The organism is Pseudomonas sp. CFBP 8770 (genome assembly GCF_014841705.1).
In the GTDB taxonomy this organism is placed as follows: Bacteria; Pseudomonadota; Gammaproteobacteria; order Pseudomonadales; family Pseudomonadaceae; genus Aquipseudomonas.
The window spans coordinates 399,048-413,114 of sequence record NZ_JACYUL010000002.1; the positions used below are offsets into that span (position 1 = coordinate 399,048).

Consider the following 14,067-nt stretch of genomic DNA (forward strand, 5'->3'; position numbering starts at 1 on the left):
TGGAAGGCTCCTCACGGGGAGCGTTCCAAGGCCAGCACGCACTCAGCGGCGGTTGAGGTAGACCGTGAGGGTCTGGCCGGGCTTGAGCGCATGGCCGCTGCGCGGATTCCAGCGCTTGAGGTGCTGCATCTCGACATTGAAGCGCTTGGCGACCAGGTACAGCGAATCACCCTTGCGCACCTTGTAGGTGGTGGTCTTCTGCGCATCGCTGGGGGCTGAGCCAGCCTTGGCCACCAGGCGGCCCTTGGCCGGAGTCTCGGCCTGCATGACCAGGGTCTGGCCAGCCTTGAGGTTCTTGCCGGTCAGGCGGTTCCAGCGTTGCAGGTCGCGGGTATCGACCTTGTTGGCCTTGGCGATGGACGCGAGGTTGTCGCCGCGGCGCACGGTGTACGACTTGGGCCGGCTGGGCTGCACCACCGCCACTTCGTCGAAGACGCGCTGGGCGGGTGCCAGGGTCAGCAGTTCTTCGGGCTTCATGTTCGACAGGCTGGCGGTCAGCAACTGCGCCTTGGCCGTGGGCACCAGCAGGTGCTGGGTGGGCTCCATGGTGACGCGCTTCTTGAATGCCGGATTGAGCTGGAACATCTCGTCTTCGTCGATGCCGGCCAGTGCCGCGACGCGGGACAGGTCGACGCGCTGGTTGACCTCCACCACGTCGAAGTACGGCTGGTTGGCGATCGGGTTGAGATTGACGCCGTAGGCCTGGGGCGATTGCACCAGTTCGGCCAGGGCGAGCAACTTGGGCACGTAGTCACGGGTTTCCTGCGGCAATGGCAGGTTCCAGTAGTCAGTAGGCAGGCCGAGCTTTTCGTTGCGCTCCATGGCGCGGCTGACCGTGCCTTCGCCGGCGTTGTAGGCCGCCAGGGCCAGCAGCCAGTCGCCGTTGAACATCTCGTGCAGCTTGCTCAGGTAGTCCAGCGCCGCACCGGTGGAGGCGGTGACATCGCGGCGGCCGTCGTAGAAGTTGGTCTGGCGCAGGTTGAAGTAGCGACCGGTGGACGGGATGAACTGCCACAGCCCGGAAGCATCGGAGCGCGAATAGGCCATCGGGTTGAAGGCGCTTTCGATGACCGGCAGCAGCGCCAGCTCGAGGGGCATGTCGCGTTCTTCCAGGCGCTCGACGATGTAGTGCATGTACAGGCTGCCACGACCGCTGGCACTTTCCAGGAACGATGGGTTGCTGACGAACCACAGGCGCTGCTGCTCGACGCGCGGGTTCATGGCAATGCTGTCCTGCAGCTGGAAACCGTCGCGAATACGCTCCCACACGTCCTGGGGGGCTTTCTTGGGCTGGCTCTGGTTGACGAAAATCGGCTTGGGCCGCACGTGTGCGGTCAGGGCATGGGGGCGGGCGTCCGGGGCGGCGCCCGAGGACACGCTCGCGGTGCTCTGGCAGCCGGCCAGGCCGGCGCACAGCGTGACCGCGATCGCCTGGGCCAGTCGCGTCAATGCGTCGGACTTGATGGTTTTACGTATGGATGACGACATTGGCTGGAGGATAGTTCCGCGCGAAAATGTCGGGCGATTCTAGAAAGTGACCGAAGGTCGGTCAACCTTTGAGAAATTTCCGACACAAATCAGTGCCCTTCAGAACTTATCTTTCCAACTACGCAAGGTTGCAAACACCGCCTGCGCCGTGCTGTGAGAGGTTCCGGCCCGTTCGTCTGCTTTTTGTTTAACGGATGTTTCAGCGGCCCGCAGAAACGGGTTCGTGCGCTTTTCCAGGCCGATCGAGGTGGGCAGGGTGATCGCATTGCGCTGGCGCAGCGCAGTGACCTCTTCCAGCCGCTCGGCGATGTCCGGATTGCCGGGTTCTACCGTGCTGGCGAATTTCAGGTTGCTCAGGGTGTACTCGTGGGCACTGTAGACCAGCGTGTCATCGGGCAACTGGGCCAGGCGCGAAAGCGATGCGTGCATCTGCTGCGCGGTGCCTTCGAACAATCGCCCGCAGCCGGCGGCGAACAGCGTGTCGCCGGGGAACAGCAGGGGCTGCGTGTCGCTCAGGTGGTAGAACGCGATGTGCCCCGCGGTGTGCCCCGGCACGTCGTGGACCTGCAGGTGCAGGCCGAGCACGTCCAGGCTGTCACCTTCGCGCAGGGCGCGGTCGCGCGCCGGGATAGATTCCCCGGCAGGCCCGCTGACCTGCGCGCCGGTGCGCTGCTTGAGCGCCTGAACGCCGCCGACGTGATCGTTGTGGTGATGGGTGACCAGGATATCGGTCAGGCGCATGTCGGGATGAGCGTCGAGCCACCGCTCGACCGGCCCGGCATCGCCCGGATCCACCACCGCGCACTGGCGCGCCGCAGTGTCTTGTAACAACCAGATGTAGTTGTCGGAGAAAGCGTTCAGCGCGTGAATCTGTATCATGGCTCGGTTCGCTTGATTTCGATTAATGGTCCATCTTAGTGCCCCGTCGGCATTAGGTGAACCTCAGTGTGGGAGATCGTCATGACCGATACCGCCTTTGCCCAGGCCGACCCACAGTGGCTGGCCCTGATCGGCCAGGCCCGCGAATGGTTCGCCGGGCCGCACGGCCAGTTGCTGCTGCGCGAAGAACAGCGCTTGCTCGAAGAAGAGCTGGCGCGCTTCTTCGGCGGCTATCTGGTGCATTACGGCCCCAGCGCCGAGCCACCACCGGTGGCCGGGCAAATCCACCGCAACGTGCGCATGGGCGCTCCCTTTCCAGGCGTCGAAATCGTTTGCGAAGAGCAGGCCTGGCCGCTGGGCGAACATGCTGCCGACGTCGTGGTGTTGCAGCATGGGCTGGATTTCAGCCTGTCGCCCCACGGCCTGCTGCGCGAGGCGGCCAGCGCGGTGCGGCCGGGTGGGCACCTGCTGATCGTCGGCATCAACCCGTGGAGCGCCTGGGGCGCGCGCCGGGTGTTCGCCAAGGATGGGCTGCACCAGGCGCGCTGCTTCTCCGCCTCGCGAGTGGCCGACTGGCTGAACCTGCTGGGCTTCGGGCTGGAGAAACGCCGGTTCGGATGTTATCGTCCGCCGCTTGCCTCGCCCCGCTGGCAGGCGCGCCTGGCCGGCCTCGAACGCGTCGCCGGCAAGTGGCAGAGCGGCGGTGCAGGCTTCTATATATTGGTAGCGCGCAAGATGGTGGTGGGCCTGCGGCCATTGGTGCAGCAACGCCGCGAGCCGATGGGCAAGCTGCTGCCGCTGCCGATGGCCAAGGTCAACCGAGACAATTCGAACATCGATGGAAAAGCCTGATGAGTGACACTGTGGAAATCTTCACCGACGGCGCCTGCAAGGGCAACCCTGGCCCCGGCGGCTGGGGTGCATTGCTGGTGTGCAAGGGTGTGGAGAAGGAGCTGTGGGGCGGCGAAAGCACCACCACCAACAACCGCATGGAGCTGACCGCAGCCATTCGCGGGCTGCAGGAACTCAAGCGCGGCTGTGACGTGCTGCTGGTGACCGACTCCGAGTATGTGATGAAAGGCATCAACGAGTGGATGGTCAACTGGAAGAAGCGCGGCTGGAAAACCGCCGCCAAGCAGCCGGTGAAGAATGCCGACCTCTGGCAGCAGCTCGACGAGCAGGTCAATCGCCATCAGGTCAAGTGGCAGTGGGTACGCGGTCACAACGGCCATGCGGGCAACGAGCGCGCCGACGACCTGGCCAACCGTGGGGTCGATGAAGTGCGTGGCATGCGTCAGGCGTAGGCGGCTCGGTAGTCCGGCAACCGGATAGGAGCCCCTGCTGCGCTGTGCTAAAGTTTGACCGGTTGCCGTTCAGGCTCATCGCTCCACCTTGATCTTCGTTCACCCTGCTCGAGAGTTTTCTGCCCATGGCCGTTCGTTCCGTAGTATTCGACACCGAAACCACCGGTATGCCGGTCACCGATGGCCATCGGGTGATCGAGATCGGCTGCGTCGAACTGATGGGGCGGCGGTTGACCGGGCGCAATTTCCACGTCTATGTGCAGCCGGACCGGCCCAGTGACGAGGGCGCCATCGGCGTCCACGGCATCACCGACGAGTTTCTAGTGGGCAAGCCGCGCTTTGCCGAGGTCGCCGACGAACTCTACGAGTTCATCCAGGGCGCGCAGATCATCGCGCACAACGCGACCTTCGACGTGGGCTTCCTGAACAACGAATTCAAGATTGCCGGCATGCCCGAGCGGGCCAACATTGCCGAGTACTGCACGGTGATCGACAGCCTGGCGATGGCGCGCGAACGCCATCCGGGGCAACGCAACAGCCTCGATGCGCTGTGCAAGCGCTATGGCATCGACAACTCCGGGCGTGAACTGCACGGCGCATTGCTCGACTCCGAGATCCTTGCGGACGTCTACCTGGCCATGACCGGTGGCCAGACCAGCCTTTCGCTGGCAGGCAACGCCAGCGATGGCGACGGCGGTGGCAAGCAGGGCAGCGAGATCCGCCGATTGCCGGCAGATCGCCGGCCCACGGCGATCATCCGCGCCAGCCAGGCCGAGCTCGACGAGCACCTGGCACGCCTGCAGGTCATCGCCAAAGCTGCCGGAGCCGATGCGCTCTGGACGCAGTTGGGCGCGTAGCCCGCAGTGTCGCCTGCCAATGGCGCAGTCGGTGGCTTGACCGACAGCCAACCCTGCATTCGCCTGGCCGATGAGCGTTTCGACGACTACGTGCTGGGCGCCGATTTCAGTGCCCAGGTCAGTGGCTATGTGTCCCCCGTGTTCAACCAGCCAGTCGCCCAGTGGCCGCTCAGGACGGTGCGTGTCTATCGCAAGGACTACGGCATAGACCCTGCCGAGTTCGCCCGCTATCGCCAACCCAATGCCGGCGGTGCCATCTTCGTGGCGTGGCTCGGCGGGCGAGCAGTCGGGCATGTGGTGGTCAGCCGGCACTGGAACAACCTTGCCTATGTCGACGAGCTGGCCGTCGATGCGTTGGCGCGCGGGCAGGGCGTGGCCAAGGCGCTGCTCGATGTGGTGCGGTTCTGGGCGGTCAAGCAGGGTCTGCCAGGCATCATGCTGGAAACCCAGAACAACAACCTGCCAGCGTGCCGGCTGTACGAGCGCTGTGGTTTCAGGCTGGGTGGCATCGACTACCTGCGCTATCAAGCCATCGATGCGGCCAGCCACGAAACGGCGCTGTTCTGGTACAGGCTATTCGCGAACGGGTGAGAGCAACGCCTGCGCGTTGTGCGCGATGATTTCGAGCAGGGTCTTCTCCGCTGCGGAAACCGACGCCGTACTACGCGTGAGGGCGTAAAGGGTGACCGGCACCGCGGGCGACAGCGGGCACGTATCCAGCCCCTGGGCACGCGCGCCCGCTGCGGTAAATGGATCGACGATGGCCAGCCCTTCGCCGGCCTCGACCATGCTGCGCATCATCTGGTAGGTCTGCACGCGAGTCTGGATGCGCGGGGGCGGGTTCAGCGCTTGAAGCTTGTGTTCCAGCACCAGGCTCAGCGGGTCTTCGCCTTCCAGACCGATCATTGCCTGTCCCGCCAGTTCGTGCAGCGCGATATAGCGGTGCTTGGGGGAGAGCCAGCCCTGGGGCGCGAGCAACTGCAGTTTGCCTTCGGCCAGCACCTGGCTGGTAATGGACGCGTGCTTGGGACAGTGCAGGCTCAGGCCGACGTCGGTCTGCTGCAGCAACAGGCTGCGCACCATGGCGTCGGTGTTCTGCACACCCAGCGTGCACGGGGTTTCGCGAAAGCGTCGGCGCAGGGCAGCAATGCTCTGCGGCAGCAGTTGGTGCGCCAGGGACGCTGTGCACACCACATGCAGCCCGGGATCCTGATGTTCGCGCAAGCTGTCGGCGAGGCGTTGCAGGCGGTCCGCATGGGTTTGTACGCTGGCAATGGCGGCCTGCATGCGCAAGGTTTCCGGGGTCGGCTGGAACCGGCCCCGGGCCCGCGCAAACAGCAGGAACCCCAGTTTTCGCTCGGCGTCCTGCAAGGTCTGTTCAAGGGTCTGGGCAGGGAGATCGAGCATTTGCGCGGCGCTCTTGAGTTCGCCGGTCTGGCAGAGCGCCTGGATGATTTCGATGTGGCGCAGTCTCATGCGCGTTCCCTGCCGGCTAACAACGCGGGGGAGCTGTCAGCGTGAATGGGTGCACGGACTGTCAAGGGATTCGGATGATTTCCACGCCGCTCTGTACGAGTTGGAAGCGGTCGTCGCCCAAGTGGTTGACCCGATCGCCGATGGCCAGCTTGTAGGTACGGGTCGGCGCACTGCCTTCGACCACAGGGGTCGACTCCTGAAACTCATGCACCGGATAGATACGACCTTCCGCATCGCGTGCATGAAATTGCCCAACCAGGACTACCGCCATTTTAGTTCCAACCTCTGAAGAATTTTGCGTGTATCTCGCTGGCACTGTAGACCCCTGTTTATCCAGGTAGTTTTGCCGGCGAGGAAAAATAGTGCGGGCGCCGGACCGAAGGCGGACAAACCGGGCCAAGTCATCTATAACTACCCCTCGATCCAATCATCACAGAGGTACGGGCATGAGCAAGGTCTATTCGGTTGCGGTACTGGTCGGCAGCCTCAGAAAAGAGTCGATCAACCGCAAGGTGGCTCTGGCGCTGCAGGCCATGGCACCTGACAACCTGACGTTGAAAATCGTGGAAATCGGCGATTTGCCGCTCTACAACGAAGACATCGATGTCACCCCACCCGCTGCTTATACCACCTTTCGCCAGGCGTTGGGCGAAGCCGATGCGGTGCTGTTCGTCACCCCCGAGTACAACCGCTCGGTGCCCGCACCGTTGAAAAACGCGATCGACGTGGGCTCGCGCCCTTACGGCCAAAGCCACTTCACTGGCAAGCCGGGCGCGGTCATCAGCGTCTCCCCCGGTGCGGTGGGCGGCTTTGGCGCCAACCAGCACCTGCGTCAGTGCATGGTGTTCCTCGACGTGGCGATGATGCAGCAGCCCGAGGCGTACCTGGGCCACGCCGGTGGGCTGTTCGACGAGAACGGTCAGGTGGTGGAGAAGAGCCGGCCGTTCCTGCAGGGTTTCATCGACGGCTTCGGCAAGTGGGTGGCTCGCGTGGGTTGAGGGTGCGCCCGGAGAATTTTGGTCGATGCGCTTGCGATGGGCAGGTAAACTGCGCCGCAACGCGCGGGCAGCAGTCGCCTGCGCATGGGTCGAGCGAACAAGAGAGCGGGTAAATGGGCGCACAGTGGAAAGTTAAACATCGCGAAGCAGCAGCCAACGCCAAGGGGCGGATCTTTGGCAAGCTGTCCAAGGAAATTTCGATCGCAGCGCGTTCCGGTGCCGACCCGGACACCAACGCCCGCCTGCGGTTGGTGATCGAGCAAGCGAAGAAAGCCTCGATGACCCGCGAGACACTGGAGCGCGCCATCAAGAAAGGCTCCGGCGTGGGTGCCGATGCGGTCAACTACACATTGGTCAAGTATGAAGGCTTCGCCCCGCACCAGGTGCCGGTCATCGTCGAGTGCCTGACCGATAACGTCAACCGCACCGTTTCCCAGATCCGCGTGCTGTTCCGCAAGGGCACCCTGGGCGCCGAGGGTTCGGTTTCCTGGGATTTCCATCACTACGGCATGATCGAAGCAACGCCTGATTCGGCTGACGTCGATGCCGAAGAGGCGGCCATCGAAGCCGGTGCGCAAGAGGTCGAGGAGGGCGACGAGGGCGCGTTCCTGTTCCTGACCGAAACCACCGATCTGGACGCGGTGTGCAAGGCACTGCCGGAGCGGGGTTTCACTGTTGTGTCAGCGAAGATCGGCTACGTGCCGAAAAACCCGGTGACGCTGGATGACGCCGCGCAGTTAACCGAAGTGGAAGATTTCCTCGACGCCATCGACGGCAACGACGACGTGCAGAACGTCTACGTCGGCCTCGCCGGCTGACCCGCTGCAGCGTCCGGATAGATCGCGCTGTGACAGCTCGATTGCGGTGCGTCAGGCAAATTGCGGATGCCGCCGACGCGGCTTGCGCCGCTGCTACAGGGGTTGTGTGTCTGCCGTGTTCCGGGTTGGCGCTGCCCTTGTAGCAGCGGCGCGAGCTGCGTCCGCGGTCACTGCAGTGCGTCGGGGATACCTCGGGTACCCAGGCGCTGGGTGATCTGCGTGAAGCTGGGGCGGGCCAGTACCTGCGGCTGGACGCACTCGCGTTGCAGCGCCCATAGGGCATCGTCTGCTTCTGCGCAACGGGTCAACAGCTCCTCGAACAGCAGACCGAAGGCGCGGACCTCGATCCGCTCCAGCGCTTGCGATACCTCGCCACCGTCGCCGGGGTAGAACGAGGCTCCGCCGAAATCGCCGAACAGGCACTCGCCACTGTCGCGCCACAGCACGTTGTGGGCGTAGAAGTCCCCGTGGTTGATGCCGCGTGCATGCAGATGTGCGCCGACCGCTGCCATGCCCTGCAGCAGGCGCATCAGGGCGCTGCGATCGAAGGTCAGCTCGGCAGCGTAGATGTCGCGCGTACAGGAAGCCAGGCTGGGCGGGCCCGCCAGGTTGGCGAACGACTGATCGATCAGCGCCATGACCAGCCCCGCAGTGCCGTCGGGATGCCCGCTCAGGCGTCCCAGCACCTCGATCAACTGCGGATGCTCGCCGGCAGCCATGCACGCGTTCATCTCGTTGACCGGCGAGCCATCGCTGGTCATCGCGCCCTTGTACAGCTTCACCGCCACCGGCTGCCCGCCGTCCAGGTGTGCTCGATAGATAATGCCCGAAGCCCCTTCACCCAGTCGCTCGTCCAGGCGCAGGTCGCTCCAGGCGATGTGCCCGCGCGTGCCCTCGCTGTGGGGAGTAGTGAAGGCGTCGCTCATGGGGTTGCCGGCATACGCCAGCCAGGCCAGCCGTGGCAGGCGCAGCAGCCAGTCGGGCAAGGCCGGCAGGCGGTTCGCCGACAGCCGCAGCAGCTCGAGGTTTTCCAGCTGTGCCAGCCGCTCGGGCAAGGCTTGCAGACGGTTGCCCGAGAGCATCAGTTTCTGCAGGTGCAGGCAGTCACCCAGCGCGTCGGGCAAACGCTCGATGCGGTTGTCGGTGAGAATCAGCCAGCGCAGCTGTGGCGGCAACGCCTGCGCAGGTACGTGTTCGATGCGGTTGGCCTTGAAGCCGACCATGCTCAACTGCGGGCAGCGGCCGATGCAGGCAGGCAACTCGGTGAATGGATTGTCCGAGCAGAACAGCACCTTGAGCTTGTGCAGCCGGTGCAGGTCATCGGGCAGCCGGGTCAGGGCGTTACCGCTCAGGTTGAGCACCTCCAGGCTGTCGGCCAGGGTGAAGATGGCCTGGGGAAATTCGGTCAGGCCGCAGGCCAGGTCCAGGCGGGTGGCGCCAGCCAAATGGCCAGCTTCGAGCAGCTCGAGGGTATTCATGGGACAACCGTCATCAAGGAAATCGCGGTGGCCATCATAGCGGTTCGTACGCGCCACGCCACGTCCGACGTTCGACCTTGGTCGGCTGGCAGCTCGGCCAACCCCAGCCATACTCAACGCTCGCCCTTCAATAACAACAATCCAGGGTTTGCTACCGATGAACTATCAGCAAGCGTACGAACGCTCCATTTCCGACCCTGCCGGCTTCTGGGCAGAACAGGCCCGGGCGGTCGCCTGGTCGCACCCTCCGCAGCAGGTGCTCGATGTCCAGCCCGACGGCACCCATCGCTGGTTTGCCGATGGCCGTCTCAATACCAGCTACCTGTGCCTGGACCGGCAAGTGGCGCTGGGTCGCGGCGCACAGACTGCGCTGATCTACGACTCGCCGGTGACCGGCGTACAGCAACGCTTCACCTATCAGCAGCTGCTCGACCAGGTGGCGCGGCTGGCAGGCGTGCTCACCCGCCTGGGGGTGGCCAAGGGTGATGGCGTGGTGATCTACATGCCGATGGTGCCCGAGGCTGCGATGGCGATGCTGGCCTGCGCGCGGATCGGCGCGGTGCACTCGGTGGTATTCGGTGGCTTTGCTGCCAATGAACTGGCGCTGCGCATCGACGACTGCCGGCCCAAGCTGCTGCTCACCGCTTCGTGCGGGGTGGAATTCGACCGCGTGATTGCCTACAAGCCGCTGGTGGACAAGGCCATGGGCCTGGCTCGCCAGGCTCCCGGACAGGTGCTGGTGCTGCAACGTCCGCAGGCTTTGGCCACACTGCAGGAAGGCCGCGACCTGGACTGGCAGGCACAGTTGGCCGACGCTGCGCCCGCAGCGGCCGTGGACATGGCCAGCGGCGATCCGCTCTACGTGATGTACACCTCCGGCACCACCGGCAAACCCAAGGGCATCGTGCGCGAAACCGGTGGTAATGCGGTGGCCCTGACCTTCGCCATGGGCGCGATCTACGGCATGCGCGCAGGTGATGTGTGGTGGGGGATTTCCGATGTCGGCTGGGTGGTTGGCCACTCGCTGATCGTCTACGGCCCGCTGATGTGCGGCTGCACCAGCGTGCTCTACGAGGGCAAGCCCATTCGCACGCCGGATGCTGGCAGCTATTGGCGCGTGGTCGAGCAGTACGGTGTCAACGCGCTGTTCTGCGCGCCCACCGCAATGCGCGCGATCCGCAAGGAAGACCCTGAGGGATTGCTGCTGCGCGGTTACGACCTGAGTTCGCTGCGGCAGCTGTTCCTGGCCGGCGAGAAGCTCGATTCCAGCACCCATCGCTGGCTCGAGGCACAGACCGGCAAGCCGGTTCACGATCACTGGTGGCAGACCGAGACGGGTTGGCCGGTGACCGCACCCTGCATGGGCCTGGAAGGCTCGGCAGTGCGGGTGGGTTCGAGCAATCGGGCGGTGCCGGGCTATCACGTACAGGTACTGGACGAACAAGGCGAGCTGCTGGCGCCGGGCGAGCAAGGCGCCATCGTCATCGCGCTGCCGTTGCCGCCCGGTTGCAGCCAGACCCTGTGGGGTGATCACCCGCGCTACCTGCAAAGCTACCTGGAACGCTACCCCGGCTATTACCACACCGGCGACGGTGGCTATCTGGATGCCGACGGCTATGTCCACATCATGGGGCGCACCGACGATGTCATCAACGTCTCGGGCCATCGGCTGTCGACCGGTGAAATGGAGGATCTGGTCGCCCGGCATGCCGACGTGGCGGAATGCGCCGTCATCGGCGTCAGCGATGAGATCAAGGGCGAGGTGCCACTGGCGCTGGTGGTGCTCAAGGACGGCAGTACGGTGAGCCCGTCCGTGCTGCAGGCACAATTGGTGGCTCAGGTACGCGAATCCATCGGGGCGCTGGCATGCCTGCAACGGGTGCTGGTGGTCAAGCGCCTGCCCAAGACGCGTTCGGGGAAGATCCTGCGGGCGGTGCTGCGCAAGATCGCCTCGCAGGAAGTGTTCGTCGCGCCTTCGACCATCGATGACCCGGCGATACTGGAGGAAATCGCTCAGGTGCTCGCCGCGCGTTAGGGCGAGCAGTATCTACCGGCTCGGGGGCTCGCCCAGCATGATCAGCTGTCCCAATCGACTGCGTGTGCGCATCAGGTCGATGACCGACCCTGCCAGGCTCTCGGCCAGGGGCCGCTCGCTGACCAGTACCAAGGTCTTGTCCTGGTCGTACAGTACGTCGATGAGGTTGATGAAGCGCTGCTGAACCGCGGTCGAACAATCGTCCAGCAGCGGCAGATGGTCGATGCTCCAGTACTCGAAACGCCTGCACAGGGCCAGGTAATCAATGACGGCCGTTGGCTCCTCGCACAGGTCGGCGAAGTTGAAATGAATACGCTCGCCCGTGATCAGGCGGGCACGCAGCTGGCGGTGGCCCACGGTGAACGCCAGCGGTGCCAGGTCGGCGGGCGGCAGTTGCAGCAGCGTACGCTGTGCCGCCGTGCCCGGCCATACGTAGTGACCGCGGGTGAAACACTGCTGCGTGCCTGCCTGGGCCAGGCTGCGGTAGTCGGTGGCACCGCCGACTTCGAGCACCTGCATGCGCGCGTTGATCAATTGGATGACGGGCAGGAAGCGCTCGTGATAGAGCGGGTTGGGCAGCAGGCCTTCCGGCGGGTAGTTGGAGGTCACCACCAAGAGGATGCCGCGGTCGAACAGCGCCTTGAACAAGCGCGTGATCAGCATGGCGTCGCCGATGTCGTGCACGTGGAATTCGTCGAAACACAGCAGGCGGCAGTTATCGAGCAGTTCATCCAGGGTGCTGGCCAGCGGATCCGCCGCCTGAGCGTGATGGAACATGCCCTGATGCAGCTTGGCGAAAAAATCATGGAAATGCAGGCGCCGTTTCTCTTCCACGGGGGCGGCGCGGAACAGGCCGTCGAGCAGCCAGCTCTTGCCGCGCCCCACGGCCCCATACAGGTACAGACCACTCGCCGACGTGCCCTGCAGCAACGCGGGCATGCGCTCGGCCATGCTGTCGATGACCCGCGACTGATCGGCGCCCAGCGTATAGCCCGATTGCCGGGCGCGCTCGCTGAACCAGGCGCGCAATGCGCCACCGGCGTGGCCAGCGTCGGCGCAGGGCTGGGCGTTGCGTTCAGCTTTGAACAGACGCCTGTACAAGGCGAGCAGCGACGGCGGTGCGGTCAATCGGGGCGCTCCTCGAGCAACGTGGGGGTCAACGCAGGTTAGCCGCCATCTGCGCCAGCACGCTCAGCACGTCGCCGCCCAGTCGCGCCGAGCGCTGGCCGTTCCAGCCGGTAAGTGCATCCGGAGCCGCATCGTGATCCTTGAACGGCATCTCCAGAGTCAGCGACAGGCAGTCGAACCGCTCGCCGACGCTGTTGCAGGCGAGGGTCATGTTGGCCTCGCCGGGCTTGTCGCGGGTGTAGCCGTGTACGGCCTGGAAATCTGCTGTACGGGCACACAGCAGTTCGCGAAAGGTCTGTTCCAACTGAGCGATGCGGGGTGTATAGCCGGGATTGCCTTCGCAGGCAGCCGTGAAGACGTACGGGATTTCCTCATCGCCATGGGCGTCGATGAACAGGTCGACACCATGCTTGTCCATCTGCTGCTGCACGAAGAACACCTCGGGGGTGTACTCGGCGCTGGAGTCTTGCCAGGCGCGGTTCAGGTCGCGGCCGCGGGCATTGGTGCGCAGGTGGCCGTGGAAGGCGCCGTCGGGATTCATGTTCGGCACCAGGTACAGATCGGCCACCGCCAGCAGAGCCTGGATCTGCGAATCATTCGCCTGCAGACGGTCGATCACGCCCTCCATGAACCACTGCGCCATGTGCTCGCCAGGGTGTTGCTGGGCGATCAGCCACAGCCGACGCTTGCCGGGTGCACCGTCGCCTTTGCGCAGCAACGGTATTTCCCGCCCTTCGCAGCTTTGCCCGACGGCGAGCAGCTGCAGGTCGGCCTGGGTGATCGCGCGATTGATCAGGGCGTCGTGCCGCTGCCGGCTGTAGGGCTCGAAATAGGCGAACCACATCTCGCTGTTCTGGGCTTGCAGACCGAACCGCAGTGCCTGGCCATCGAACGTACTGGGCACGCGGAACCAGGTCTGCTGGTCGCAGGATGCCACCGCGTGGTAACCGTGCCAGGCATTGTTATAGGAAGACTGCGCAGCGTTCTGCAGCGTGAACTCGTAACGTTGCCCGATCTGCAGCGCGGCGGCCTTGAAGTGAAACCACTGAAAGTGTGGGCTCTGCCGGTCGGGACGAATCGCCAGTTGGATGTCGAGAGGGTCGCGTAGGTCGATGGCTTCGATGTTGCCGCTATCGAAGTCGGCGCTGATCAGCGGGGCTGGGCGGGTCACGGTAGGGTCCTGGAGTGAGTTCTTGTACCGCCCACTGTACACCGAGCACCGGGCCACTTCGCAACTAGCGCACTCACTTCAGGGGGTGATCTTCATGCGCCAGGACGAGGGGCGTGAGGGAGCGTTCGCCTGCGCACCTGCAACATGCAAATCGCGCAAGCGCTTCAATGAGTGATGAATCGATTATCTGGCCTTACTTGTTGCGCAAACTAATATCGCGCCACTGAATTTGCCTCCACTCCTTCCAATGATAGCGATGTGATATTCAAGAATTGTTATAAATCGTCAGCTCTTGAGTAGCATCACGTACTAGCCTAACCAATAGATGGCGCAGCGCCATAAAGCAGTAATCAAGTTTAAGGTTTTGCATAAGTCGATCTAAAACAAGCAGTTAAAAGTTTAAGGTGGGCTCGTCATGGAAAATTGTCAATCGTT

Annotated in this window: 14 protein-coding genes; 7 read left to right on the forward strand and 7 right to left on the reverse strand. The window is 64.0% G+C overall.

What is annotated here, in order from left to right:
* Positions 1-42: 42 nt before the first annotated feature.
* Positions 43-1,488: a lytic transglycosylase domain-containing protein gene (locus IFT98_RS06680; protein WP_192047826.1), complete on the reverse strand. Its 1,446-nt coding sequence runs from the start codon at positions 1,486-1,488 to the stop codon at positions 43-45.
* A 99-nt stretch (positions 1,489-1,587) separates the two neighbouring features.
* Positions 1,588-2,367 (reverse strand): hydroxyacylglutathione hydrolase, encoded by a 780-nt coding sequence (gene gloB / locus IFT98_RS06685; RefSeq protein ID WP_192047827.1) that lies wholly within the window; start codon positions 2,365-2,367, stop codon positions 1,588-1,590.
* Between the two features lie 81 nt (positions 2,368-2,448).
* On the opposite strand from gloB, the gene IFT98_RS06690 reads away from it, so the two are divergent.
* From IFT98_RS06690 to IFT98_RS06705, 4 genes are all read left to right on the forward strand, one after another.
* Positions 2,449-3,219 (forward strand): class I SAM-dependent methyltransferase, encoded by a 771-nt coding sequence (locus tag IFT98_RS06690; protein WP_122713743.1) that lies wholly within the window; start codon positions 2,449-2,451, stop codon positions 3,217-3,219.
* Positions 3,219-3,671 (forward strand): ribonuclease HI, encoded by a 453-nt coding sequence (gene rnhA / locus IFT98_RS06695; protein ID WP_122713742.1) that lies wholly within the window; start codon positions 3,219-3,221, stop codon positions 3,669-3,671. The genes IFT98_RS06690 and rnhA overlap by 1 nt, the downstream gene beginning before the upstream one ends.
* Before the next feature lie 125 nt (positions 3,672-3,796).
* Positions 3,797-4,528 carry a DNA polymerase III subunit epsilon gene (gene dnaQ, locus IFT98_RS06700; protein ID WP_122713741.1) on the forward strand — a complete coding sequence of 244 codons (732 nt, stop codon included), beginning with the start codon at positions 3,797-3,799 and terminating at the stop codon, positions 4,526-4,528.
* A 6-nt stretch (positions 4,529-4,534) separates the two neighbouring features.
* A complete protein-coding gene (locus IFT98_RS06705) occupies positions 4,535-5,119 on the forward strand; it encodes a GNAT family N-acetyltransferase (protein WP_342214136.1) in 585 nt (194 codons plus the stop codon).
* On the opposite strand, the gene IFT98_RS06710 is transcribed toward IFT98_RS06705, so the two are convergent.
* Both IFT98_RS06710 and IFT98_RS06715 read right to left on the reverse strand, forming a co-directional pair.
* Entirely contained in the window at positions 5,102-6,004 is a 903-nt protein-coding gene (locus IFT98_RS06710; protein WP_122794861.1) for a LysR family transcriptional regulator, read from the reverse strand. The genes IFT98_RS06705 and IFT98_RS06710 overlap by 18 nt on opposite strands.
* A 61-nt stretch (positions 6,005-6,065) precedes the next feature.
* Positions 6,066-6,275 (reverse strand): hypothetical protein, encoded by a 210-nt coding sequence (locus IFT98_RS06715; protein WP_122475987.1) that lies wholly within the window; start codon positions 6,273-6,275, stop codon positions 6,066-6,068.
* Positions 6,276-6,450: 175 nt separating this feature from the next.
* Here IFT98_RS06715 and IFT98_RS06720 point away from each other — a divergent pair, with 175 nt between their 5' ends.
* Together IFT98_RS06720 and IFT98_RS06725 are read left to right on the forward strand one after the other, a co-directional pair.
* Positions 6,451-7,002: an NADPH-dependent FMN reductase gene (locus IFT98_RS06720; protein WP_122475985.1), complete on the forward strand. Its 552-nt coding sequence runs from the start codon at positions 6,451-6,453 to the stop codon at positions 7,000-7,002.
* A 113-nt stretch (positions 7,003-7,115) separates the two neighbouring features.
* Positions 7,116-7,820, forward strand: coding sequence for a YebC/PmpR family DNA-binding transcriptional regulator (locus tag IFT98_RS06725; protein ID WP_192047828.1), 705 nt, complete (start codon positions 7,116-7,118; stop codon positions 7,818-7,820).
* A 167-nt stretch (positions 7,821-7,987) separates the two neighbouring features.
* Here IFT98_RS06725 and IFT98_RS06730 read toward each other — a convergent pair whose 3' ends face one another.
* Positions 7,988-9,298 carry a leucine-rich repeat-containing protein kinase family protein gene (locus tag IFT98_RS06730; protein ID WP_192047829.1) on the reverse strand — a complete coding sequence of 437 codons (1,311 nt, stop codon included), beginning with the start codon at positions 9,296-9,298 and terminating at the stop codon, positions 7,988-7,990.
* Between the two features lie 157 nt (positions 9,299-9,455).
* On the opposite strand from IFT98_RS06730, the gene IFT98_RS06735 reads away from it, so the two are divergent.
* Complete coding sequence (locus IFT98_RS06735) at positions 9,456-11,333, forward strand: AMP-binding protein (protein WP_192047830.1); 1,878 nt, start codon at positions 9,456-9,458, stop codon at positions 11,331-11,333.
* A gap of 12 nt (positions 11,334-11,345) precedes the next feature.
* Here the strand turns inward: IFT98_RS06735 and zapE are convergent, their stop codons facing one another.
* Positions 11,346-12,461: a cell division protein ZapE gene (gene zapE / locus IFT98_RS06740; protein WP_446730813.1), complete on the reverse strand. Its 1,116-nt coding sequence runs from the start codon at positions 12,459-12,461 to the stop codon at positions 11,346-11,348.
* A 28-nt stretch (positions 12,462-12,489) separates the two neighbouring features.
* Positions 12,490-13,632 (reverse strand): M14-type cytosolic carboxypeptidase, encoded by a 1,143-nt coding sequence (locus IFT98_RS06745; RefSeq protein ID WP_192047831.1) that lies wholly within the window; start codon positions 13,630-13,632, stop codon positions 12,490-12,492.
* Positions 13,633-14,067 lie beyond the last annotated feature (435 nt).

Excerpts from the sequence above, each read along its gene's own strand:
- IFT98_RS06680 (WP_192047826.1), bottom strand. The coding sequence starts at position 1,488 with ATGTCGTCATCCATACGTAAAACCATCAAGTCCGACGCATTGACGCGA.
- gloB (WP_192047827.1), bottom strand. The coding sequence starts at position 2,367 with ATGATACAGATTCACGCGCTGAACGCTTTCTCCGACAACTACATCTGG.
- IFT98_RS06690 (WP_122713743.1), top strand. The coding sequence starts at position 2,449 with ATGACCGATACCGCCTTTGCCCAGGCCGACCCACAGTGGCTGGCCCTG.
- rnhA (WP_122713742.1), top strand. The coding sequence starts at position 3,219 with ATGAGTGACACTGTGGAAATCTTCACCGACGGCGCCTGCAAGGGCAAC.
- dnaQ (WP_122713741.1), top strand. The coding sequence starts at position 3,797 with ATGGCCGTTCGTTCCGTAGTATTCGACACCGAAACCACCGGTATGCCG.
- IFT98_RS06710 (WP_122794861.1), bottom strand. The coding sequence starts at position 6,004 with ATGAGACTGCGCCACATCGAAATCATCCAGGCGCTCTGCCAGACCGGC.
- IFT98_RS06715 (WP_122475987.1), bottom strand. The coding sequence starts at position 6,275 with ATGGCGGTAGTCCTGGTTGGGCAATTTCATGCACGCGATGCGGAAGGT.
- IFT98_RS06720 (WP_122475985.1), top strand. The coding sequence starts at position 6,451 with ATGAGCAAGGTCTATTCGGTTGCGGTACTGGTCGGCAGCCTCAGAAAA.
- IFT98_RS06725 (WP_192047828.1), top strand. The coding sequence starts at position 7,116 with ATGGGCGCACAGTGGAAAGTTAAACATCGCGAAGCAGCAGCCAACGCC.
- IFT98_RS06730 (WP_192047829.1), bottom strand. The coding sequence starts at position 9,298 with ATGAATACCCTCGAGCTGCTCGAAGCTGGCCATTTGGCTGGCGCCACC.
- IFT98_RS06735 (WP_192047830.1), top strand. The coding sequence starts at position 9,456 with ATGAACTATCAGCAAGCGTACGAACGCTCCATTTCCGACCCTGCCGGC.